The sequence below is a fragment of the Desertivirga arenae genome (assembly GCF_017355785.1).
Lineage (GTDB): Bacteria > Bacteroidota > Bacteroidia > Sphingobacteriales > Sphingobacteriaceae > Desertivirga > Desertivirga arenae.
The window spans coordinates 838,259-861,855 of the sequence record NZ_JAFEWE010000001.1 but is presented as its reverse complement, the minus strand read 5'-3'; the positions used below and the strand labels follow the sequence as shown (position 1 = coordinate 861,855).

General features: G+C 39.8%; 22 protein-coding genes. 10 read left to right on the top strand and 12 right to left on the bottom strand.

Features of this window, described 5'->3' with window-relative positions:
* Positions 1 to 52: 52 nt before the first annotated feature.
* From J4N24_RS03360 to J4N24_RS03350, 3 genes are all read right to left on the bottom strand, one after another.
* A complete protein-coding gene (locus J4N24_RS03360) occupies positions 53 to 940 on the bottom strand; it encodes a class I SAM-dependent methyltransferase (RefSeq protein WP_207532210.1) in 888 nt (295 codons plus the stop codon).
* Between the two features lie 72 nt (positions 941 to 1,012).
* Complete coding sequence (locus J4N24_RS03355; RefSeq protein ID WP_207532209.1) at positions 1,013 to 1,765, bottom strand: ABC transporter ATP-binding protein; 753 nt, start codon at positions 1,763 to 1,765, stop codon at positions 1,013 to 1,015.
* Complete coding sequence (locus J4N24_RS03350; protein ID WP_207532208.1) at positions 1,762 to 2,496, bottom strand: MlaE family ABC transporter permease; 735 nt, start codon at positions 2,494 to 2,496, stop codon at positions 1,762 to 1,764. Before J4N24_RS03350 ends, J4N24_RS03355 begins: the two co-directional genes overlap by 4 nt.
* Positions 2,497 to 2,555: 59 nt before the next feature.
* Between J4N24_RS03350 and J4N24_RS03345 the strand changes: the two genes are divergently transcribed.
* The 6 genes from J4N24_RS03345 (at position 2,556) to J4N24_RS03320 (ending at position 9,668) form a co-directional block, all read left to right on the top strand.
* A complete protein-coding gene (locus J4N24_RS03345; RefSeq protein WP_207532207.1) occupies positions 2,556 to 3,257 on the top strand; it encodes an SDR family NAD(P)-dependent oxidoreductase in 702 nt (233 codons plus the stop codon).
* 1 nt (position 3,258) lies between these two features.
* Positions 3,259 to 3,789: a PspC domain-containing protein gene (locus tag J4N24_RS03340; protein WP_207532206.1), complete on the top strand. Its 531-nt coding sequence runs from the start codon at positions 3,259 to 3,261 to the stop codon at positions 3,787 to 3,789.
* A 4-nt stretch (positions 3,790 to 3,793) separates the two neighbouring features.
* On the top strand, positions 3,794 to 4,741 hold the full coding sequence (locus J4N24_RS03335) for a toast rack family protein (protein ID WP_207532205.1): 948 nt from the start codon (positions 3,794 to 3,796) through the stop codon (positions 4,739 to 4,741).
* Positions 4,742 to 4,866: 125 nt separating this feature from the next.
* A complete protein-coding gene (gene ispG / locus J4N24_RS03330) occupies positions 4,867 to 6,858 on the top strand; it encodes a (E)-4-hydroxy-3-methylbut-2-enyl-diphosphate synthase (RefSeq protein ID WP_207532204.1) in 1,992 nt (663 codons plus the stop codon).
* Between the two features lie 144 nt (positions 6,859 to 7,002).
* On the top strand, positions 7,003 to 8,712 hold the full coding sequence (locus tag J4N24_RS03325) for a glycoside hydrolase family 13 protein (protein ID WP_242691482.1): 1,710 nt from the start codon (positions 7,003 to 7,005) through the stop codon (positions 8,710 to 8,712).
* Between the two features lie 86 nt (positions 8,713 to 8,798).
* Complete coding sequence (locus J4N24_RS03320) at positions 8,799 to 9,668, top strand: N-acetylglucosamine kinase (protein ID WP_207532203.1); 870 nt, start codon at positions 8,799 to 8,801, stop codon at positions 9,666 to 9,668.
* Between the two features lie 44 nt (positions 9,669 to 9,712).
* Here the strand turns inward: J4N24_RS03320 and J4N24_RS03315 are convergent, their stop codons facing one another.
* The gene (locus J4N24_RS03315) at positions 9,713 to 10,276 is read right to left on the bottom strand and encodes a 2'-5' RNA ligase family protein (RefSeq protein ID WP_207532202.1); all 564 of its coding nucleotides are present in this window, start codon (positions 10,274 to 10,276) and stop codon (positions 9,713 to 9,715) included.
* Positions 10,277 to 10,420: 144 nt separating this feature from the next.
* Between J4N24_RS03315 and J4N24_RS03310 the strand changes: the two genes are divergently transcribed.
* Positions 10,421 to 10,912 carry a D-glycero-alpha-D-manno-heptose-1,7-bisphosphate 7-phosphatase gene (locus J4N24_RS03310; RefSeq protein WP_207532201.1) on the top strand — a complete coding sequence of 164 codons (492 nt, stop codon included), beginning with the start codon at positions 10,421 to 10,423 and terminating at the stop codon, positions 10,910 to 10,912.
* A gap of 66 nt (positions 10,913 to 10,978) precedes the next feature.
* Here J4N24_RS03310 and J4N24_RS03305 read toward each other — a convergent pair whose 3' ends face one another.
* A complete protein-coding gene (locus J4N24_RS03305; RefSeq protein WP_207532200.1) occupies positions 10,979 to 12,496 on the bottom strand; it encodes an amino acid permease in 1,518 nt (505 codons plus the stop codon).
* Between the two features lie 105 nt (positions 12,497 to 12,601).
* Entirely contained in the window at positions 12,602 to 14,806 is a 2,205-nt protein-coding gene (locus J4N24_RS03300) for a sodium-translocating pyrophosphatase (RefSeq protein WP_207532199.1), read from the bottom strand.
* 210 nt (positions 14,807 to 15,016) lie between these two features.
* On the opposite strand from J4N24_RS03300, the gene J4N24_RS03295 reads away from it, so the two are divergent.
* Complete coding sequence (locus tag J4N24_RS03295) at positions 15,017 to 16,411, top strand: APC family permease (RefSeq protein ID WP_207532198.1); 1,395 nt, start codon at positions 15,017 to 15,019, stop codon at positions 16,409 to 16,411.
* Positions 16,412 to 16,462: 51 nt separating this feature from the next.
* On the opposite strand, the gene J4N24_RS03290 is transcribed toward J4N24_RS03295, so the two are convergent.
* Both J4N24_RS03290 and cmoA read right to left on the bottom strand, forming a co-directional pair.
* Complete coding sequence (locus J4N24_RS03290; RefSeq protein ID WP_207532197.1) at positions 16,463 to 17,200, bottom strand: methyltransferase family protein; 738 nt, start codon at positions 17,198 to 17,200, stop codon at positions 16,463 to 16,465.
* A 2-nt stretch (positions 17,201 to 17,202) separates the two neighbouring features.
* Positions 17,203 to 17,964 (bottom strand): carboxy-S-adenosyl-L-methionine synthase CmoA, encoded by a 762-nt coding sequence (cmoA, locus tag J4N24_RS03285; protein ID WP_207532196.1) that lies wholly within the window; start codon positions 17,962 to 17,964, stop codon positions 17,203 to 17,205.
* A 135-nt stretch (positions 17,965 to 18,099) separates the two neighbouring features.
* Here cmoA and J4N24_RS03280 point away from each other — a divergent pair, with 135 nt between their 5' ends.
* Complete coding sequence (locus J4N24_RS03280) at positions 18,100 to 18,969, top strand: carbon-nitrogen hydrolase (RefSeq protein ID WP_207532195.1); 870 nt, start codon at positions 18,100 to 18,102, stop codon at positions 18,967 to 18,969.
* Positions 18,970 to 18,990: 21 nt separating this feature from the next.
* Positions 18,991 to 20,073 carry an agmatine deiminase family protein gene (locus tag J4N24_RS03275; protein WP_207532194.1) on the top strand — a complete coding sequence of 361 codons (1,083 nt, stop codon included), beginning with the start codon at positions 18,991 to 18,993 and terminating at the stop codon, positions 20,071 to 20,073.
* Positions 20,074 to 20,272: 199 nt separating this feature from the next.
* On the opposite strand, the gene J4N24_RS03270 is transcribed toward J4N24_RS03275, so the two are convergent.
* From J4N24_RS03270 to J4N24_RS03255, 4 genes are all read right to left on the bottom strand, one after another.
* Complete coding sequence (locus J4N24_RS03270) at positions 20,273 to 21,562, bottom strand: bifunctional folylpolyglutamate synthase/dihydrofolate synthase (RefSeq protein WP_207532365.1); 1,290 nt, start codon at positions 21,560 to 21,562, stop codon at positions 20,273 to 20,275.
* A gap of 15 nt (positions 21,563 to 21,577) precedes the next feature.
* On the bottom strand, positions 21,578 to 22,396 hold the full coding sequence (locus tag J4N24_RS03265) for an energy transducer TonB (protein WP_207532193.1): 819 nt from the start codon (positions 22,394 to 22,396) through the stop codon (positions 21,578 to 21,580).
* A gap of 6 nt (positions 22,397 to 22,402) precedes the next feature.
* Positions 22,403 to 22,798, bottom strand: coding sequence for an ExbD/TolR family protein (locus tag J4N24_RS03260; protein ID WP_207532192.1), 396 nt, complete (start codon positions 22,796 to 22,798; stop codon positions 22,403 to 22,405).
* 107 nt (positions 22,799 to 22,905) lie between these two features.
* Positions 22,906 to 23,595 (bottom strand): MotA/TolQ/ExbB proton channel family protein, encoded by a 690-nt coding sequence (locus J4N24_RS03255; protein ID WP_207532191.1) that lies wholly within the window; start codon positions 23,593 to 23,595, stop codon positions 22,906 to 22,908.
* Positions 23,596 to 23,597 lie beyond the last annotated feature (2 nt).

Below are 23,597 nucleotides of genomic sequence, written 5' to 3'. Positions count from 1 at the left end.
GTATGCATCACAAATAAAAGATTTCAACGTTGTACCGAATTTGTTAACATCCTTAGATGTCGAATTTTCTCACTTTACCAAAAACACCTAAAGGAAGTTTACTGCCTGCAGTGGCCTGAAGAAACAACTCTCCGATCTCTAAGTTTTGTGGATCTTTAATTGTGTTCTTTAGCAAATTTTCTACGATAACAGATGAAAAACCGAGAGAGTAGGTGTTAAGAATAAGGAAGTGCTCCTTTTCATCAAGTAACTGAGTTACTTCTTTCATCATTTCCAGAATGTGGTCTTCCAATTTCCATTTCTCCCCATTGGGGCCATGGCCATACGCAGGAGGGTCCAGAATGATGCCATTATACTTCTTGCCTCGTTTTAACTCGCGCTTAACAAACTTCAAGGCATCTTCAACTACCCATCTGATATCCTTAAGTCCTGAAAGTTCTTGATTTTCGTTGGCCCAGGTTACAACCTGTTTTATTGAATCAACGTGAGTAGTATCAGCTCCCGCTGCCCTTGCAACTACAGATGCACCTCCTGTGTAGGCAAATAGATTTAGAACTTTCGGCTCCGGATTTTTAAATCTCGTGACGGAATCTGAAATATAATCCCAATTTACTGCTTGTTCAGGAAAGAGTCCTACATGCTTAAATGATGTAAGCCCCAGTCGAAGTTTAATAGCAATATTATTGTTTTCATAAGAAATATGCCATCTATCCGGACTCTTCGGGTTTTTCTTAACCCACTCACCAGAGGTTGCACTACGTCCTTTAAATTTTATATGATGTTGTTTTTGCCATTCCGACTCCGGTAGCTGTTTATCCCACACTGCCTGGGGTTCAGGACGAATCAAAATTAAGTTACCAAAGCGTTCAAGCTTCTCGAAATTACCGCAATCAATCAGTTCGTAATCTTTCCAGTGCTGCGGGGTAAGGAGTTGAATCATTTATATTATTGATGTACAGATTTTCTGTTGTTTGAGGCAAAGGTAGAGAAAAAGAGTTGGAAACCTTGATTACTATAACTTCTCCTTAGCGGCTTGCATAAAGCGGCTGGCAAACACGAAGTCGTTCAACTCCTTGCTCTCCGACCGGGCAATGTCCTTATTGGAACCTTCCCATTCTTTCTTACCGTTGTAAAGAAAAATAATATTATCCCCTATTCCCATAACCGAGTTCATGTCGTGGGTAACAACCACAGTAGTGATCTTATACTCTTCTGTAATCTCATTAATCAGCTCGTCAATAACGATAGAGGTTTTTGGGTCGAGTCCTGAGTTCGGTTCGTCAACAAACAGGTACCGCGGCTGCATTGAAATTGCACGTGCAATCCCCACACGTTTTTTCATTCCCCCGGAAAGCTCGGCAGGAAAAAGTTTGTTCTTTCCTGTAAGGTTTACACGTTCAAGGCAAAAATTAACCCTGTCTAACTTCTCTTTTCTTTTTTGATTAGTGAACATGTTGAGTGGGAACATAACGTTTTCTTCAACTGTCATAGAGTCAAATAGAGCAGAGCTTTGAAATAGCATTCCAATTTCCTTCCGGATCTCTATACGTTCTTCAAAATTCATTCTCGTAAAATCCCGGCCATCATAGATCACTGAACCTTCATCTGGCTCATGGAGTCCTACCATGCACTTCAACAAAGTGGTCTTTCCTGACCCAGAACCTCCGATAATGAGGTTGTTCATACCTTCTTTGAATTCTGATGATATTCCTTTCAAAACATAATTTTCTCCGAAAGTCTTATGGATGTTCTTAATCTCAATCATAATAAAAGTTGGGCTACAACATAATCAGCAAACAGAATCATGATACAGCTAACTACAACAGCTCTGGTACTTGAGATGCCAACTTCCAAAGCTCCGCCAGAGGTGTAAAAGCCCTGATAAGCTGAAACAGAGGTAATGATAAATGCAAAGATCACTGCTTTAACCATCGAAACTGTTATAGTAAACCCTCTGAATCCATCGGTAGCTCCTAAAATAAATTCATTTTGAGTAACAGCTCCTGATAAAGTTCCAGCAATGTAACCTCCCCAAATACTTAGTCCGATAGAAATAATAACCAATAGAGGGATGGTAATTATAGCTGCTATCATCTTTGGAAGGATAAGGTAACCTGGAGAATTAATTCCCATTATTTCTAAAGCATCGATCTGCTCAGTAACACGCATTGTTCCAATTTGAGAAGCTACACTTGACCCAACCTTACCTGCAAGAACAATAGCCGAGATAGTCGGACTAAGCTCAAGGATAGAAGAGTCACGCACGATCATACCAATAATTGATTTTGGAATGAAATCACTCACCAGCTGGTAGGCAGTCTGAACCGTTGTTACCATTCCAAGGAATACGGAGATAATCGAGATGATCCAAACGGAGCCGACACCAATAGACACCATTTCCTTGAAGATCTCTTTGCGATAAATGTTCCACTTTTCAGGTCTCCTGAAAGCTGCTTTTAATAGTAGAATATATTTCCCTAGAGGATAAAAGATCATATCTTTTTTGCGGCTAAAAATAAGTTTTTTTAACGTTACAGTTTAAATCGAAATATCATATGAACGCTATAATAACCGGAGCAACCAAAGGAATGGGCAGAGCTATAGCTTTTAAACTAGCTGAAGCAGGATATAATATCATCTTTTGTGCTCGTAACAAACAGGAAATTGACACTTTGTGTAATGATCTTATGGCTTTAAACCCTTCTGTTTCAGTTCAAGGGCTTGTCTCAGATTGCTCTGATTCCTTACAGGTCGAGCGTTTTTCCGGTTTTGTACAACAACACTTTGCTACCGTTGATGTTTTAATTAATAATGTTGGGGTATTTATTCCAGCATCTGTACTTGATGAAGAAGAGGGTAATTTCCAGAAGCAACTGCAGATCAATTACCTGACTGCTTATCATTTGTGCCGGGTTTTCGGACGCAAAATGCGTGATAATAGAAAAGGACACATCATTAATATTTGCTCTGTAGCTGCTATTACCCCGGTTGTAGCAGCTGGATCCTACTCTGTAACAAAAGCTGCGCTTTTAAGTCTAACCAAAGTATTAAGGCAAGAATTAATGGCTCACAGGGTAAAAGTTACAGCAATTCATCCCGGTTCAACTTTAACAAGCTCTTGGGAGGGTACAACTATTCCTCCAGAACGTTTTATAGCTGCTGCTGATGTTGCTGATGCTGTTCTTTGTTGTTTAAAGATGAGTGTTGGTGCTAATCCTGATGAGTTGTTGATAACGCCTTCTGAAGGGAATATTTAACATGGAAAAGAAATTAGAAAGAGATGAATCAAACAAAATGCTTGCAGGGGTTGCTGCAGGTCTCGCGGATTATTTAAACGTAGAAGTTACCTGGATTAGGGTGCTCTTTATCTGTCTGACGATTTTTGGATTTTCTGGCGTGTGGATCTATATTATCCTATGGATTGCCGTGCCGGCAAAGGTCTTTACTCAGGTTCCTATTCATGGAAATGAAGCAGATTATAGAATTTATGAGGAGAACATTCCCAAGTCAAACTACTTCGGACAGGCAAATCCTAACAAAAAGGAACGGGATAATAGTATAAGGTATATTACTGGAATGATCTTGATTGCCCTAGGTTCTTATTTTCTGTTAGATGAATTTTTTATTCTTCCTGATTGGATCTCCATTGAGAAACTTTGGCCCCTGGTCTTTGTTGCTATCGGGCTTGTGATTCTGGCTAAGCCATCTAAAAACAAAGAAATACCTAAAAAGGAAACACCCTTTGAAGATAATGAGAAAAGTTCACCGGGCGAGGAGCCTATAAGATAAAAGTATGAAAACGGAAAGAGTAATTTGGGGATTGATTTTCTTATTTATCGGCGGCGTACTGCTGCTGGATAATTTTGGTACAATAGACTTCCACTGGGGCGTCCTTTGGCGGTTCTGGCCACTCGTTTTGATTATCCTTGGCGTAAATATGTTATTTCCAAGTGATGACTCTAACAAAGGAGGAATGATTTCAGTAGTTATTACCATCGCAGCTCTTGTATTTATTGGAGTACAAGGGACAAAACCGGATCGGGATAATGACTCTGGATTTTATTGGGACCATAAAAGGTCTGATGATAATGATGAGGAGAATGCAGAGGAAGAGGATGCGCAGGGAAATACTTTTTCGGAGTCAATATCTGCTACCACGAAGTATGCGGTGTTAAATATCGAAGGTGGGGCAACAAAGTACGAATTGAAAGATACAACCGGAGAGCTTTTTGTTGCAGAAGTTAAAAGAAGAGGAACGAACTTTTCTTTGCTTAAAACTTCTTCAGACAGCACAGATAACCTTTCTTTCAGCATGTCTGGAAAGCATAAGCTTGAGGGTAGGTCAGGAGCAGGCAAAGCTGAGCTCAAATTAAATACAAAACCAATTTGGGACCTGAATTTAGAAATAGGAGCTGGGAAAATAGACTTTGATCTTAGTCCCTTCAAAATAAAAAGTATTAAACTGCAGGGAGGAGCTGCAGCTTTTGATATGAAGCTTGGTGCTCCTCAACAGATTACAACCATAGATACTGATACTGGTGTTTCGAAACTCACTATATCTATTCCGGAGGGCGCTTCTTGCGAGATCCATTCAGATACTGGTTTGTCTTCAAATGAATTCGACGGATTTGAAAAACGAGAAGACGGCACTTATGTAACGCCTGCCTATGATCCTGCAAAACCTCATTTCGTAATAAATATAAGCGGAGGACTATCTAAGGCAAGGGTGGAAAGGTATTAGAGTTAAATTATTATAACGCAATGAGCCGTGTCTGCATAGTAGGCACGGCTTTTTATTTAATCTAAACCCGTCTCTGGCGCAAGCAACTCCCAAACCATTTACGTAATTTTGCGTGATTAATAATTATGACTTCTGATATAAATTCTGCGCTTAAGGGCAAGTACTGTAACTCACTTACTCAATATTCACGTTATGTTACCCGGGAAGTAAACATAGGTGATATTCCCATGGGAGGCAATAATCCTATACGTATTCAAAGTATGACGACTACAAATACAATGGATACTATTGCAACTGTAGAGCAGACTATTAGAATGGTAGATGCAGGATGTGAGTATGTACGGATAACAGCGCCCAGCATTAAGGAAGCGCAGAACCTTGCAGATATCAAAAAGGAGCTTCGGGCGAGAGGGTATAATGTTCCTCTCGTAGCAGATATTCATTTCACCCCTAATGCAGCGGAGGTAGCAGCCCGTATTGTAGAAAAAGTGCGTATCAACCCGGGTAATTATGCTGATAAGAAGCGTTTTGATCAGCTGGACTACACTCAGGCAGAGTATCAAGCGGAACTGGAGCGTATTTATACAAAATTTGCACCCTTAGTGAAAGTGTGTAAGGAGTATGGTACTGCTATGCGTATCGGAACAAATCATGGCTCTTTGTCAGACCGGATCATGAGTTATTATGGTGACACACCAAGAGGAATGGTTGAGTCAGCTATGGAATTCATTAGGATGTGTGAGACCTTGAACTACTATAACCTGGTGATCTCAATGAAGTCCAGTAATCCTCAAGTGATGGTCCAGGCATACAGGTTGCTCGTGGAGACCATGCAGAATGAAGGAATGAACTATCCTTTGCACTTGGGTGTAACAGAAGCGGGTGACGGAGAAGATGGTCGTATAAAATCTGCTGTAGGAATTGGAACGTTGCTGGAAGACGGATTAGGAGATACCATCCGTGTTTCTTTAACTGAAGAACCTGAAGCGGAAGCGCCTGTAGCAATTGCTCTCGCCAAAAGATATGAGCGCAGGCGCTTAAGCAGCGATCCCTTGGATCCTAAGGAAATAATTTCCGATCTTCCAATAGGTTTTTCTCCTTACGACTATAAAAAAAGAGATACTGTAGAATTAAATACATTTATCGGAGGACATCAAGTTCCCCGTGTAGTGGTAGACCTCTCTGCAAAAAATCTGAAAGACCCAAATATTCTTACGGATACAGGCTACAATTACTCCCCACTACTGGATAAGTATAACATGGGTGAGCAGTCTGTTGATTTTGTTTATCTCGCAGATCAGCTACCATCGTTTTCTATGCCGGGTAATTTAAAGCAACTGTATAATTATAGTACCTGGAGAGAGCTTCTGAACAAAAAGAATTGCCATCCTTTATTCTCATTACAGGAATATATTACAGCAACTGAGAAAGATTCATCTTTGAATCTGGTTACAATTACAAATTCTGATCTGGAGAAAGAGGAGCTTTTTAAGGTTCAAGTAGACCAAACACTTGTGTTCGTGCTTGAAACAATGGAAGTCCATGGTATGGCGGATCAGCGACAGTTTTTCTTTTCCTTATCTAAAGCAGGAATTAAAGTTCCTGTCATCATAAAGAGGAGCTACAGCAAAGAGTTATTGGATACTGCTGTTACGCCTGCTACTAACCTGCAATTATATGCCTCTACAGACGCTGGTGCTCTATTAGTAGATGGGTTTGGAGATGGGATTTGGTTAGATGCTCCTGAAATTGATACTAAAACCGTTGTAAGCACATCTTTCGGAATCCTTCAGGCTACAAGGTCCAGAATCTCTAAAACAGAATATATTTCTTGTCCCAGTTGTGGCAGAACGCTTTTTGATCTTCAAGAGACGACACAAATGATCCGGAGTCGCACAAGTCATTTGAAAGGCCTCAAAATTGGAATAATGGGTTGCATTGTTAACGGGCCAGGGGAGATGGCTGACGCTGATTACGGCTACGTTGGTGCCGGACCAGGAAAGATTACGCTTTATAGGGGAAAAGAAGTTGTGAAGAAGAACGTAAACACGGAGAGCGCGCTTGACGAATTAATTGAGATTATCAGGACAGATGGCAATTGGGTTGAGCCAGCTTGATAGTTTTAGACTGATACCACTGGGAGCGAGGTAATGCGCGAAAAATTCGAGTTGCCTGAGTAACTGATGCTATTTATTTTAACTATCCACCTAAACCAAGTTTCACACCTGCTGTTGTGCTATAGATTAAATTTTGAACTATAGATGGCGAATGAGCAGACAGGTAGCAACAACAACGAAGAAATTGAACGAGTATGGTGGAAGGAAGCAGTTGTATATCAGATATATCCCCGAAGCTTTAAAGATAGCAATGGTGATGGTATAGGAGATTTGAGGGGAATTATTTCTAAACTCGATTATATTGAAAGCCTGGGTGTAGATGTTGTATGGCTTAACCCAATATTCTCTTCCCCAAATGATGACAATGGTTACGATATTAGTGACTACCAGGGTATAATGAATGAGTTTGGTACTATGGCCGACTTTGATGAGCTACTTAAGGGCCTGCATTCAAGAGGCATTAAGCTGATCCTCGATCTGGTAGTAAATCACAGTAGCGATGAGCATAGATGGTTTAGGGAATCTAGGAGCAGCCGCGACAACCCTTATCGTAATTTCTATCACTGGTGGCCAGCTGAAAAAGGCAAACCTGCAAATCGGTTCAGTTTTTTTGATGTAAATAACGATGCCTGGAAGTATGACGACAGGACGAATTCCTATTACCTTCACTATTTCTCCCAAAAACAGCCAGATTTGAACTGGGAAAACCCACACTTGCGAAATGAGATATATCGCATGATGAGGTTTTGGTTGGATAAAGGTATTGATGGATTTCGTATGGATGTAATTCCCTTTATTTCAAAAGATACCTCCTACCCACCTATTCCCGAGCAATATCATAATGATTATGCACGGTATTATTCTGAAGGCCCTTTCTTACATAAATATTTGAAAGAGATGAATAGAGAAGTCCTATGCAGGTATGATATAATGACAATTGCTGAGGGTATAGGAGTAAATAATGAGACTGCTTTGAACTTCGTAGATCCTGAGAGAAGGGAGCTTAACATGCTTTATCATTTCGATACTCTTGGTATAGGTTTGTTGCCGTTCGAGTTCAAAGCTCCTGATCCAAATGGATACAACCTTATAGACCTGAAAGATGTATTTACAAGATGGGATTATACTTACGCTGAGAAGGGATGGGGTACTGTTTATCTTGCTAACCATGATAATCCAAGGATGCTAACCCGTTGGGGAAACGACTCTGAGGAGTTTAGAGAAGTATCATCTAAACTGCTTACGACCTTCTTATTGACCATGAGAGGGACTCCTTATTACTATATGGGAGATGAAATTGGGATGAGCAACATTAAGTTTGATAGCATTGAGGATTATCAGGATATCGAAACAAGGAATATGTACCTGCACATCCATAGGACGGGAGGAGATACAAACCGATTTATTGAGAATCAAAAGATAACAGCCCGTGATAATAGTAGAACTCCATTCCAATGGGACAATACTGACAATGCTGGCTTTACCCAGAATGGTACTACCTGGCTGAAGGTTAATAAGAACTATAATAAGGTAAATGCGAGCTCACAGGAAAAAGACCCTGGATCTATCTTAAATTATTTCAGGAAGTTAATTAAGTATCGAAAGAGTGATTTGACATTGATCTATGGAACTTACACTTTAATTGATAGGGAAAATCCCAATGTTTATGCTTACAAACGTCAACTGGATGATGAGGTGCTTCTGGTGGTATTAAACTTCAAGCCTCATGAATCTACAGTCTCGCTCCCTGATATTGACTTAAGTTCCGCAAAACTAATTATATCCAATTATGAGGACATGAAGGGCAGGTACGATAAGCTTCGACCCTATGAAGCTCTGATCTATGCTTTGTAAGTTAATAATATTTGCCTGACAAAAATAAATAAAGCATAGTGTAGAACTTACACTAAGTTTTTTTATTTTTATCGAAATTTTCTGATATGATTTTAATTGCAGATGGTGGCTCGACCAAAACTCATTGGAGTTTAATAAGCAAGGATCTTAATACCAAGGATTTCTACTCGGAAGGTTATAATCCTTATTTCGTTGACGAAGAATACATCGTGTCTTCTTTGCAAAGTGTACTGCCCGAAGATCTGTTACCTGAAAATGTAGAGAAGATCTATTTCTACGGGGCAGGAGTACATAACAAAGAGAAGGCTTCAGTTCTCGAAAGAGCTTTTGGCCGCATTTTTACCAAAGCAAGTACTTTTATTGAGCATGATCTTTTGGCAGCATGCCGTGCCCTATTAAATCAAGATGCTGGTTTCGCTGCGATTCTTGGAACAGGAACTAACACCGCTGTTTATGATGGTAATGATATTTCTTACCATATCGATTCTGCAGCTTATATTCTTGGTGATGAAGGTAGTGGCTGTTATATAGGTAAGAAGTTTCTTACTGATTTGGTAAGGGGAACTTTGCCTCAGGAGATAAAAGATAGTTTTAGTCAGACGTATAATTATACAATTGACGAGATTTTGGATAGAATTTATACCAAACCTCTTGTTAGCCGTTTTTGTGCTAGCTTTTGTGAGTTCATTGCTAAGCACATCGAAAACCCACATATTCATAGGTTGGTAGAAAGTTCTTTTGATGACTTCTTTAAAAATCTAGTTACTCTTTATCCGGATTATCAGAAATACGAGTTCAACTCAGTCGGTTCAGTTGGTTACTACTTTAAAGAAATCCTGGCATCAGTAGCGGAGAAATATGGCATGAAGACAGGCCAAATATTGAAATCTCCAATCGACGGTTTGATAGTATATCACAAACAACTCATTCTTGCAAACAGCGAAGTTGTTTCTTAAATAAACATCCTGCAAGGCGGAATAGAATTAAGCCTTGCAGGATGTTAAAAAAGCTTTAGCTCTTCTGGCTTTTTCAATAGATATTCTTCCAGCGGTTGCCATTTCTTCCCGTCATGTTTAAGCAGGGTGAAACGATCAATGGTAAAGCTTCGCTTTAGTTTCCTATTCTTAAATTCCGCCCAGAGTTCAATGAATATTTCAGGACTTACATCTCGATAGGCAATAGTTATATGCGGGTGAAAAGTTGAATTGCTTTTCACTTCCTCCGGATCTATATTATTTTTAAGATAAACAGCAGATATATCTTTTTGTAGGTTATTCAAAAGAGGCTCCTTCACACAATTGACAAACAATGTCTTGTTATTAAAGCTATCGTAATTCTGCAGTTCCTGCTTAAATGGGTTATGCAGAAGCGAGACTGGTTTTAGCATTTGTATAAGGTGCTTTTCCTGGGCTGAAGGAATTTTTAGAGGTTTGTACAATGTTATATGAACGGGAGGTTTTAGCGCAGCATGTATATTGTATTTGCTGGAGATCTCCTTTCTGATATCGTCTATTTCCTCTGATAGGGGAGCTGGCGGTAGAATGGCTGTCAAATATAATGTCATACACTAAAGATAATTAAATTGCTAATATCGTTAGTATTTTGAATGGTTTTTCTGGCTTTTAATTTAACCTTCAATAGTATGTGACAGCTTCTACCCGGAGCTGTCAAAGGTAACTTTCGCATAAAAAGTCGTAGTTTTGCCAGGATGAATAAAAATAAAGCTGTTTTCTTAGACCGTGATGGTGTCCTCAATAAAGAGCTCGGTGACTATGTATGTAACTTTGATGACTTTCACATCCTTGAGCACAACTTTGCTCCACTTAAGGAGTTGCAAGATAGAGGATATTTGTTAATTGTTGTGACAAATCAGGGCGGCGTAGCAAAAGGTTGGTATACTGAGGAGACTTTAGGTAAGATGCACCAGCATTTGAGAGATACATACGCTTCTAATGGTGTTCATATTACCGAGGTATATTACTGCCGTCATCATCCAAATTATAATGGAAAATGCATGTGTCGTAAGCCAGGATCTTTGTTGCTAGAAAAGGCAATTGCAAGGTACAATGTAGATAAGAAGCAAGCGTATTTTATAGGGGATAGGGAAAGGGATGTAATCGCTGGGGAAGCTGCTGGTATTACTGGTATTTTGATAGATTCTGATCAGCCAATTTCTGAGATATTGCACCTTATAGCCTAAGTTGTAAGGTAAATAAAAAGGTTCCGTTAGCTTAGCTGGCGGAACCTTTTTGTAAAAAACAACTTCTTATTCTTCTATAAAACCTGGTTTCGGATCTTCTGGCTGAACAGTCATATGTCTTGTTCTCAAAACTGAATTCTTCCTGCTATATCCGAAATAAATAATAAATCCTATTACCAGCCATCCTATCAACCTGAGCCAATTTGTCCATCCCAATCCAAAGATCATCGCACCGCACACTACTACTCCTAAAATCGGAATAAATGGTACAAGTGGCGTTTTAAACTGCCTGGGTAGGTCGGGATCAGTTCTTCTCAAAACAATCACAGCTACGCAAACTAGCATGAAAGCAAACAAAGTTCCGATACTGGTCATGTCTCCTACAATGTCTCCAGGAACAAAGGCCGCAAATAAACCTACCAGGATAAGTATAAACAGGTTAGCTTTATAAGGTGTCTGATATTTTGGATGGAGGTCACTAAATACTTTAGGAAGCAAACCATCCCGGCTCATTGAATAGAACACCCGGGACTGGCCAAGTAACATAACAAGGATAACCGACGAAAATCCTGCAAGGATAGCAACAGTCACTAGTTGTGCCAGCCAGTTATATCCAGTCATATACTTATTTATTACGAAAGCTACTGAAGCTTCTTTACCAGTAGTGCGAAAATCTTCAGTTGTAGCTACTCCAGTTAAAACGTGTGCGAAAAGTATATATAGAATCGTACAGACTACCAGTGAGCCTAAAATACCTATCGGCATATCCTTTTTAGGATTTTTAGCCTCTTGAGCGGCGGTACTTACAGCATCAAAGCCGATGAAGGCGAAAAATACCACTCCTGCAGCTCCTAGTATTCCCATTATTCCTCCAAAATTATGAGAAATACCTTGGTGATCGGTGTAAGTGGAGGGTTCAGGGATGTAAACGGCATGATTGGCAGGATTAATAAATCCCCAGCCGATTATAATGATCAGAATAACAATAGAAACTTTTGCAATTACTATAAGACCGTTAACAAATGCAGACTCCTGTGTGCCCTTTATAAGCAATAAGGTTAGTGCTGTAACTATTAGTAAAGCTGGAATATTGATCATTCCGTGAACTCCGTCTAATGATTTTTCAAACGGTGAATGACTCAGTTCATATGGAATTGGGGGAACATGTAGAACATTAACGAGCAAATTATTAAGATATTCGCTCCAAGCTATACCCACTGTAGCTGCTCCTACCGCATACTCCAGAATTAAATCCCATCCAATTACCCACGCAACTAATTCTCCCATTGTCGCATAGCTATACGTATAGGCACTACCGGCAATTGGAATAGAAGAAGATAATTCAGCGTAACAAAGGCCTGCAAGGGCACAACCTAAAGCGGCAACAATGAAACCAATAGTAACTGAAGGGCCTGCATTCTGGGCGGCAGCAGCAGCAGTCCGCACAAAAAGTCCTGCACCTATAATTGCTCCTATCCCCAACGCTACAAGTGAGCCTGCTGTTAAGGTTCTTTTCAACCCTTTACCATGGTCTGAAACATCCTCTAACAAATCCGATAAAGGTTTTTTTATAAATAAGCTCATATTTTCATCTCTAATAGTTACTGTTGGTCAAACGTAAAGATTTTAAGAGCAAAAAGAAAGGGGTTAGGTAATAGAATCCTATCCTTTTGCACTTTTTTCTAGTTATTATAGTTTGATTTTCTTTTGTACCGTCTTAATGGCTATTTCCGCCTTGGATTCTTGTTTGAATTTAGCTTTTGACAGATCTGAGTTGTCGACCTGGGCTATATGGGGAGCAATGATTAAGGAAACGATAGACATGAGTTTAATCAGTATATTCATAGAAGGTCCAGAAGTATCCTTGAACGGATCTCCCACAGTATCTCCAGTTACAGAAGCTTTATGAGGCTCTGACTTTTTATAATGCGTTTCTCCATCGATTTCCACTCCTTTTTCAAAAGATTTCTTCGCATTGTCCCATGCACCGCCGGCATTGGATTGGAACATGCCCATCAAAACTCCTGAAACTGTAACTCCGGCTAACAATCCGCCTAAAACCTCTGGTCCGAAAGCGAAGCCAATAATGATTGGCACTATCAGAGCTATTGCACCCGGGAGCATCATTTCACGAAGCGAAGCTTTAGTGGAAATTTCAACACAACGTTCGTATTCCGGCTTGGCTTTGTACTCCATAATGCCTGGGATGTCACGAAACTGACGGCGAACCTCTTGGACCATGTCCATTGCTGCCCTTCCCACTGCAGAGATTGCGAGGGAAGAAAAGATATAGGGGATCATTCCCCCTACAAATAATCCTGCCAGCACATTTGCCTTGTAAATATCAATACTGTTAATTCCGGCTACTCCAACAAAAGCAGCGAAGAGGGCTAGTGAGGTTAAAGCTGCAGAGGCGATTGCAAAGCCCTTTCCTGTAGCTGCGGTAGTGTTTCCTACAGCATCAAGATTGTCTGTACGATGTCGGACGTCTTCCGGAAGCTGACTCATTTCGGCAATACCACCAGCATTATCAGCAATAGGACCGAATGCGTCTATAGCTAATTGCATAGCTGTTGTTGCCATCATTCCCGCTGCTGCTATGGCTACACCGTATAACCCAGCAAAATAGTATGAACCGTAGATCCCTGAAGCTAATACCAGGATAGGAAGTAGCGTAGATTCCATTCCTACGGCTAATCCCCCTATGATATTAGTTGCATGTCCTGTAGACGATTGATTTACGATCGAAATCACAGGTCTTTTTCCCATTGCCGTATAATATTCGGTAATCAAACTCATTAATGCTCCTACAATCAAACCTACTATGATTGCCAAAAAAGCATCGGTATTGCTAAACTTATAACCTCGGATTTCCATAGTTTCAGGCAGCATCCAGGTAACAGCAAAATAGGAAGCAATTGCAGTTAGGATTATGGAAGACCAGTTGCCCATGTTCAAAGCGTTCTGAACATTATCACTTTCGTTCTTTATCTTCACGAATGAAGTTGAGATAATTGAAAAAATCAAACCTAAGCCCGCAATTAACATGGGTAGCAGTACAGGAGCGATACCTCCAAACTTATCTTCAGACACTATCTCCCGGCCCAATACCATCGTCGCAAGAATGGTTGCAACATAAGATCCAAAAAGATCAGCACCCATTCCGGCTACATCTCCAACATTATCTCCTACGTTATCCGCAATCGTTGCAGGATTTCTGACATCATCTTCTGGGATTCCCGCTTCAACTTTTCCTACCAGGTCTGCACCAACGTCTGCTGCTTTTGTATAGATCCCGCCGCCTACCCGGGCAAAAAGTGCGATTGATTCTGCTCCTAATGAAAATCCCGCCAGTACTTCAAGCGCTTTTTCCATTTCTTCGCCATTCACGCTCGCTCCTTCGCTTACCACATAAAGCTGGTAAAAGACGATAAACAAGGTTCCAAGACCCAGAACAGCTAATCCTGCAACTCCTAATCCCATTACGCTTCCGCCTGTAAATGATACTTTTAGAGCTTGAGCCAGGCTTGTTCTTGCTGCCTGTGTGGTTCTGACATTAGCCTTAGTAGCTATATTCATTCCAATATAGCCGGCAAAAGCAGAAGTGAATGCTCCGATCAGGAAAGAAACAGCTATTATCGGACTGGAAGTTTCGACTAAGGTGCCGGAATAGGCTAAAAGGATAGCTGCAATAACGGCAAAGTAAGACAAGATTTTCCATTCTGCTTTAAGAAAGGCCATTGCTCCATCAGCAATGTATCCAGACAGGGTCCTCATATTTTCATCTCCCGGATCTTGTTTACTGACCCAAGCTGATTTAGAGAGCATGACAAAGATACCGACAAGGCCAAGGATGGGGATTAGATAGATAATATTACTGTACAAGAAATCCATAGAACGTCTTTGTTTTGTTTAGAAAGTGGTTAGTTAAAATCAAATATAAAAGGCTCAAGAACTAATACAAATATTTAGGCTTAAACAAAAGGCTTTATTTCTTACGAAACTTGGTTTTTCCGATATTGACATAGTAAGCGGAGTATTTTTAGATATATTAGTGAAATTTCTTTTTAACTATTCATGGGAGAACTTCAGGAAAATGTAACAATGAAACGTGAACTCGGTTTGCTTGACGCTACATTATTAGTAGCTGGAAGCATGATCGGTTCGGGTATCTTTATCGTTAGTGCAGATATAACAAGAAATGTTGGTTCGGCTGGCTGGCTTATTGCAATTTGGTTGATCACTGGCTTCATGACTTTAACGGCTGCTTTGAGCTATGGAGAATTAAGTGGTATGTTTCCAAAGGCTGGAGGGCAGTACGTCTATCTAAAGGAGGCATATAATCCCCTGGTCGGCTTTCTTTATGGATGGAGTTTTTTTACAGTTATCCAAACTGGAACTATCGCGGCAGTAGGGGTAGCTTTTTCTAAGTTCACTGCTTATCTCATTCCAGCGGTAAGTGAAGATAATGTTCTTGCCGACTTTGGTTATTTCAAAGTTTCGGCAGCTCAGCTCCTTTCAATTGTTATTATTACTTTTCTTACTTACACAAATACCAAAGGAGTTAAAACAGGTAAATGGATACAAACGACTTTTACTCTGGCTAAATTGCTTAGTCTTTTTGGCTTAATAGCTTTTGGTTTTATTGCCTATAAAGCGGAGATCTGGAATGCTAACTGTGAAAACGCCTGGGATATTCATAAGCTTAATAAAGATTCATCTATTGAAAATTATACTTTAGTTGCTGCTCTTGGCGCTGTCGCTGCTGCCATGGTTGGTTCTATTTTTAGTAGTGATGCCTGGAATAACGTAACGTTTATAGCTGGCGAGGTAGTTAATCCAAAGCGCAATATCGGCTTAAGTCTTTTCCTGGGAACGTTCATTGTTACAGTAATCTATGTACTTGCGAACGTGATTTATGTTTCGGTGCTCCCACTTCATGATATTGCAACTGCTGAAAAGGATAGAGTAGCTGTAGCTGCTTCATCAGTTATTTTCGGCGGAATAGGAACTAAGATCATCGCTATCATGATAATGGTCTCAACCTTTGGCTGTAATAATGGCCTGATCTTGTCAGGAGCACGAGTGTATTATACCATGGCGAAAGATGGCTTATTCTTTAAGAGAACTGCCGAACTTAATAAAAACGCAGTACCTGAATTCGCATTATGGGTTCAGTGTATCGTTGCTTGTATATTAAGCTTAAGCGGTAAATATGGTGACCTGCTGGATATGGTCTCATTTGTTGTCGTTATTTTTTACATCCTTACTATCCTTGGGGTTTACATATTAAGAAAATCACGACCAGAAGCAGAGCGTCCTTACAAGGCATTTGGATATCCGGTTTTGCCAGCTTTGTACATCATAATGGGCTTAGCTTTCTGTATTTTGTTAATAAAGTTCAAACCCGAGTATACATGGCCAGGCTTAGGTATCGTTTTAATTGGTCTGCCGATTTACTACTTCTGGAGGAAAGACTTAGATAAAAATGGAGCATAAAGAAACCGGCATTTGCCGGTTTTTTTATATTAAAGGTCATTTCCTAACTAGTTATGCGTGCTCTACCTTATCTTTTAATTTTCCTGATTTTTTTAACGATCTCACGGTAAAATACGCAATAACTAATAGGATCAGGATCCCGGCAACGATCTTGTTTCTAAGCTCTGTATCTGTACTGATAACATCTGGATAGTTGACTAGGAGAAGCAGTACAATTCCGGTAAGCCAGACGAACTGCGTGTTATATTCTTTGGATATCCAGCGTCTACCATGGAAATCCATGCTGGCGAAAGTTTGTGAAATACCTTTCAGACTAATACCCCAACGACTAACACGGCTGCAATAGGAATCAAATTGAGAACCGAATTTGTTTCTCAAGAAGTTTTCTTCAGCCAATACAATTGCCTGATAAATAAATAAAAATAGGGGCATCAAAATTCCCATGAATATGAGGGAGTTTGATAAAATACCGACTCCTAAGAGCATCAAGATATTTCCTACATATAAGGGATTACGGCAATGGTTAAAGATACCCTCCGTTACCAGATTTTCTGCATAAACCTTTTTGTCTTTACCTCCCCGGACAATGTAAGCAAGTCCGATAGTAAGACCTCTTATCAATTGACCAAGTACAGTTACAATTAGCCCTATGGTTATTGGCCAGATGTAGTAATTACTGCCGAAATTGTTCTCAGTAAATATTTTGGGAGAAGGAAGGAATAGGGCGAGGTAGAGGAAAATAAAAAGAAAATTCCTGTATTTGAAGAAGAAGTTACCTATGCTAATCATTGTTAATTTTTAACAGCAATAATGCCTGTGAAATTATACCATTTGAAAAATACCTCACAATGTGCGAAGCCAGCATCGCGCAGCATTAAAGTATTCTCGCTGGATTTATAAGGGATCAACACATTTTCCAATGCTTCTCTCTTCTGCGAAATTTCCATTTCACTATAATTGTTGCGACGCTTCATGTCGTAATAATACTTTATAAAGTTTCTGTTGAATAAACTTTCTTCAGCAAGGATTTTCTCTACCAGAATAAGTACTCCACCAGGAACTAGTCCATCAAATACCTTTTTAAGAACTTTCTCCCGGCAAATAGGACGAATAAATTGAAGAGTAAGGCATAAAACCGCAACAGAAGCGTTTTCAACTTTAAAGTCTTCATGCATATTGGCTGCTACAAGATCGTAAGGTCTTGTAAATCCAGCTTCTTTTAGCTTCTGATCACACTTGTTCAGCATGTCCTGAGATTCGTCAATTCCCACAAAACGAATATTGTCAGGGACCATGGTATTCATACCAATCATAGTAGTTCCGGTAGAACAGCCAAGGTCATAAACGTTTGTACCTTCTAAAGCATGATCAGCTGATAACTCAGCAATCATTCGCTGCATTTCCCCGTAATAAGGAACTGAACGGCTTACCATGTCGTCAAAGACGCCAGCTACTTTCGAGCCGAATTTAAAGTCGGAAACTTTTTTTATTTCCTCTTTGAAGAACTCGTCTTTGGATAATTTAGGATTAGTTTCTGTTTCCCCAGTCATCATAAGTTTTGTTTAGAGAGATGTTTTAACAAATATCTCAAGGAATTGTGTTATTTCTTTAACAAAAAACCTAAAACTTTGTTAGGGCCCTTTCGTATCATATGGCTATTTTTGCGTCCAATTTGAAATTATAAGTAAATGAAAAGTGTTAAAGTGGGACTTGTGCAAACCTCATGCACAGCTGACAAACAAGAAAACCTTGAGAAAGCCATCTCTAAAGTTAGAGAGATAGCAGCTAAAGGGGCTCAGATCGTTTGTTTACAGGAACTTTTTACATCATTGTACTTCTGTGATGTAGAAGATTATGATAATTTCAACTTAGCGGAAGCCATCCCAGGCCCTTCTACAGATGCCTTAAGTGCCGTTGCAAAGGAGCTGGGAGTAGTTATAATTGCTTCCCTTTTTGAGAAACGTGCAGAAGGTCTCTATCATAACACGACGGCTGTTCTGGATGCAGACGGTTCTTACTTAGGCAAGTACAGAAAGATGCATATACCTGATGATCCTGGATATTATGAGAAGTTTTACTTTACACCTGGTGATTTAGGTTATAAAGTTTTCAAAACAAGGTTTGCAACCATAGGAGTGCTTATATGTTGGGATCAATGGTATCCTGAAGCCGCTCGTATTACATCATTAATGGGAGCGGAGATCTTATTTTATCCAACTGCCATTGGATGGGCATCCTCTCAAGAGGTGGATACTAATACCGAACAATATAATGCTTGGCAAACCATACAACGGAGCCATGCAGTTGCTAATGGAGTACATGTTGTAAGTGTGAACAGAATAGGGGATGAAGGTCCAATGAAGTTCTGGGGAGGTTCTTTTGTCGCAAATCCTTTCGGAACTGTTCTTTATCAAGCCTCTCACACCGAAGAGGAGTTGATAGTTCAGGAGCTAGATCTTGCAAAATCTGATCGTTACCGTACTCATTGGCCTTTCCTACGCGACAGAAGAATTGATTCCTATGCGCCAATCACCAAGCGATATATAGACGAGGATTAATTTTTCAAAGAATTACAATTGATGATAAGTGCTCAAACTTCCGGATTTCCGGACTTTACTGCTGTACAGAAGCCAAAAGATCTTGGATACTATTTTCCGGCAGAATTTGCTCAACACGAAGCAACCTGGCTAAGTTGGCCTCATAAGGAAGCAAGCTGGCCTGGAAAGCTTGATAGTATATATGCAAATTATAGTCAGTTTATAAAAATTCTTACTCAAAGTGAAATTGTAAGAATTAATGTTGCTGACGAAGCTCTAAAGAGTTCAGCTATCACACATCTTCAAATTGCAGGTGTTGATCTCAGCAAAGTGGAATTTTATTTCCATCCAACAAATGACGCCTGGTGTCGGGACCACGGTCCGGCATTCTTGATAAATCCAAACGCAGATATTAAGAAGGTAATTGTTGACTGGGGATATAATGCCTGGGGTGGAAAATATCCTCCATTCGATCTTGATGATGTTATCCCAACTTTAATTGGTAAACATTTCAATTTACCTGTTTTTAATCCTGGTATTGTAATGGAAGGTGGGTCCGTGGAGTTCAATGGTAAAGGAACTGTTTTAACCTCAACATGTTGTTTATTAAACCAAAATCGTAATCCTCATCTCAATCAAGGTCAGATTGAAAAATACTTGTCAGATTATTATGGTATCGATCAGGTGCTTTGGGTGGAGGAAGGTATAGTTGGAGATGATACAGACGGTCATATCGATGATACTATTCGCTTCGTTAATGAAGATACGGTTCTCTCAGTTGTTGAAACAAATGTGAACGATGACAACTATGAGCTTCTTCAACAGAATGCCAAGGCCTTGAGCTCCATGCGTTTGTTGAATGGTAAGCAATTAAACGTAATTGAACTTCCAATGCCAGAAGAGGTTGTTTATGACGAAATGCGTTTGCCAGCTTCTTATGCAAATTTCTACATTAGCAATGCACATGTAGTTGTACCAACTTATCGTTCAAAATTTGATGATCAGGCATTAGATATCATTAGCAGCTGTTTCCCAGAGAGACAAGTGGTAGGGATTGATTCAACAGATATTATCTGGGGGCTAGGAAGCTTCCATTGTTTAAGTCAGCAGGAACCCAAAGTTTAAGAGATAAACTAGTAATAATGAAAGGGAGGTGTGAGACCTCCCTTTTTTATGAATGTAAATTTGGTCTCGAATTTGTATGAAGGTTCTCTAACCTAATAATATCCTTTCTTTCTGGTATTTCTTAGAAAGGTTTTTGTTTTAAGTAATAAAACACCTTCATCCTTCTTTATTTCTGCTTGAGAATGATTTTATTTCGGCTTTAGATTACTTCTGCAACTACGAAGGTACTGCCACCAACAAAAACAAGGTCATTTTTCTCTGCTCGTTGTTTTGCTGTAGCTAAAGCATCTTTTACCGATGAAAAAACTTCTCCTTTTAAATTAAGCTTAGAGGCTTCAGAGGCTAGTTCGTCTGCCGGTTTAGCTCGCGGAAGTTCCGGTGCACAGAAATAGTAGATAGCGTCTTTAGGCAACAGAGACAGTACTGTTGAACTATCTTTATCCTTCACCATTCCGATTACCATGTGAAGGTTGGTAAAAGAAATAGTATTAATGTTCTTCAGAACCTCCCTAATTCCGTCTTCATTATGACCTGTATCACAAATTATTAAAGGGTCTCTTCCAATGGTCTGCCATCGTCCTTGCAAGCCCGTTATTTCTTGCACAGTTTTCAAAGCTTGCTTAATATGCTCGGTTCGGATTTCTAATCCTTGAGTTCTTAGTATGGAGACACTGCTTAAAACTCCTTTTATATTCTTTAATTGATAGGTACCAGTTAAATCTAATTCTATTTGTAAGTGCTCAAGCTTTCCAGGCAAGGAAATTGCTTCAATTTTTTTAATTCTTGCATCTGATTCCAATTCTGTAATAGCCCATTCATCTGAGCCAAAATGCAGTTCCGAATCTGTATCTTTCGCTTTGTTTAGAAAGACCTCCTCTATTTCTTCCTGCCGTTCACTTATTACTACCGGAACTGTTGATTTGATAATACCTGCTTTTTCTGAAGCGATTTCCTTCAAAGTATCTCCGAGAATATTCATGTGATCGTAACCAATATTGGTGATTACGGAGAGAATTGGTGTAATTACATTTGTAGAATCTAAACGTCCACCCAAACCTGTTTCTATTACCGCTATGTCTACCCGCTGAGATGCAAAATAATCAAATGCCATCGCTACCGTAACTTCAAAAAAAGAGGGCTCGATAGCCTCAATAGACCCTTGTTGGGAAGTAACAAATTTCACAACATCCTCCTCTGGGATCATTTCTCCGTTAATACGGATCCTTTCCCTGAAGTCCCTGAGGTGAGGAGATGTATAAAGTCCAGTCTTATACCCTGCTACCTCGAGGATGGCGGCCAGCATATGAGAAACTGAGCCTTTCCCATTTGTTCCTGCAATGTGAATCGTCTTAAATTTTTTATATGGATTTCCCAGCACTTTACAAAGTGCTAGAGTGTTGGTAAGATCTTTCTTTATTGCAGATGCGCCTATTTTAGTAAACATTGGCAATCTGGAATAAAGGTAATCGATCGTATCAGTATATGTCATCAAGGATGAAAAAGACTAATCTACTTTGAAGTTAAAAATAACGGTACCTATTTGGACATCTGGAGCCGATTCAAGACGGTTAAGGCTGGCACCTCTTACTGCTTGTTCACATTTAGCCCAAAGATCTTTATCAGATATTGTTGTCCCACGTACTCCTCCACGAGCAAAAACTACCGTACCATTTTTGTCCACTCGAATTTCTACTGCAACCTTTCCCGAACTTTGTCCATCGTCAGATATCCGAGGAACGCTTACAAATTTTCTTCCAACTAATGATAATTGTGTATTGCCAAAACCCGAACCACCTTTGCCATAATTACTTGCCATCGGATCTCCGTCTACATCTCCTTTGTTGCCTGGAGTGCCATCATTTCCATCGCCCCCGCCATTTCCGTCATTCCTTTTACCTTTATACAAGGCATTAGGATTAACACTTGGTTTTGATTCTTTCGCTGGCGTAGAGGCGGTAGGAGTAGAGCTTGTTGTTTTTTTAGCAGTGGCTACAACAGGGGCATCTTCGATATCCTGGGTAACTACAGTTTTGTCGGTCGCTTCGGTTGTTGGCGTACTTTCTGTAGGCTCTGAAGTTACAATTTTATCGGGTGCTGTATTATTTGCGTTTGGAGCAACAGAAGGTTCTTCAACACTCATAAGGTCGTCTCCCATTCCTGTTTCCGACGTACCGTAATTTACAACAATGCCACCTGTACCCACTTCCTCTATCGGAAGATTTGTTCCAAATGTAATCAGATAACTGATCACTAAAAATAGGATCATTGCGCCCCCGGAGAAGAGGAGCGCTTTTGGATAATTATTTTCTTCACGGTACTGCATAACGCTCTATTTCGGTTCTGTTGCCAGTACAAGTTTAATTCCCATTTTGTTCGCAATGTCCATAATTGCTACTACATCTTGTATTGCTACTGTTCTATCAACAGAAAGAACAATTGTAAGCTCTTTAGCTTGTTGCAGATAAGAAGCGAGTTTCGGCTGGATCTCTTCCAGCTTTACAGGCTGCTTATCAAGGAAGTATTCTAAGTTCTGATTTATTGCTATACTAACGGTTTTTTTAGAAACTGATTGTCCCGAAGCAGACTTTGGCAGCATTAGTTTTATTACGTTAGGATTTGTTACAGTTGAAGCAATAAGAAAAAACAGCATCAGGAAAAACATGATGTCATTCATTGCCGAAGTATGAACTTCTGCATGAGGACGATTTCTTCTTCTTAAGTTCATTGTTGCTATTTAAGCTGTTTGTTCACCTGCCAGACCTTTTATTATTCAGATTCAAGATCTGGCAAATTCCATAAATTAATTTGTTAAAACTGAGACTTATTCATGTTTTATCTACCTGGTTGTTCCAGCAGATCAATAAATTCAACAGCATCAGTCTCTAGCTTCAAAATTACCTTGTCAACCATAATGTTTAGCACATGATAGCCAACATAAGCTAATATACCAATCATTAAACCAGCAGCGGAAGTGATCATCTTTTGATATAGACCATCAGCGATAAGCCCCATACTGATATTATCAGTCTGTGCAATATTATAAAAGATACGGATCACACCAGCGATAGTACCTACGAAGCCGAGCATTGGAGCAATACCAGCAACAATACCCAGAATACTTACATTCTTTTCCAGTTTAGATACTTCAAGTTTTCCAATGTTTTCAATAGCCCCCTCGATGTCTTTTATTGGTCTCCCTATTCGTAAAAGACCTTTTTGTAGCATCCTGCCTAAGGGAGAATTACTGTTGCGACAAATAGCGGTAGCTGAATCAAGATTGCCAGAAAGAATATGCTGTTTAACCTGAACTAACAAATTGGCTTCATCTTTAGCCGCTTTCCTTATAGTGAGATAGCGCTCTATAAAGATCACTAAGGCAAGGAACAAAAGGATTCCAAGAGGAATCATTACCCATCCACCCTTTACTAATAGATCAATAAAACGTAGGTCTTGCGTTGTCTGTACTGCTTGCGTTGCCCTGGCAACGGTATCTGGTAAAACAGTATCTTGTAGTAGAATCATGT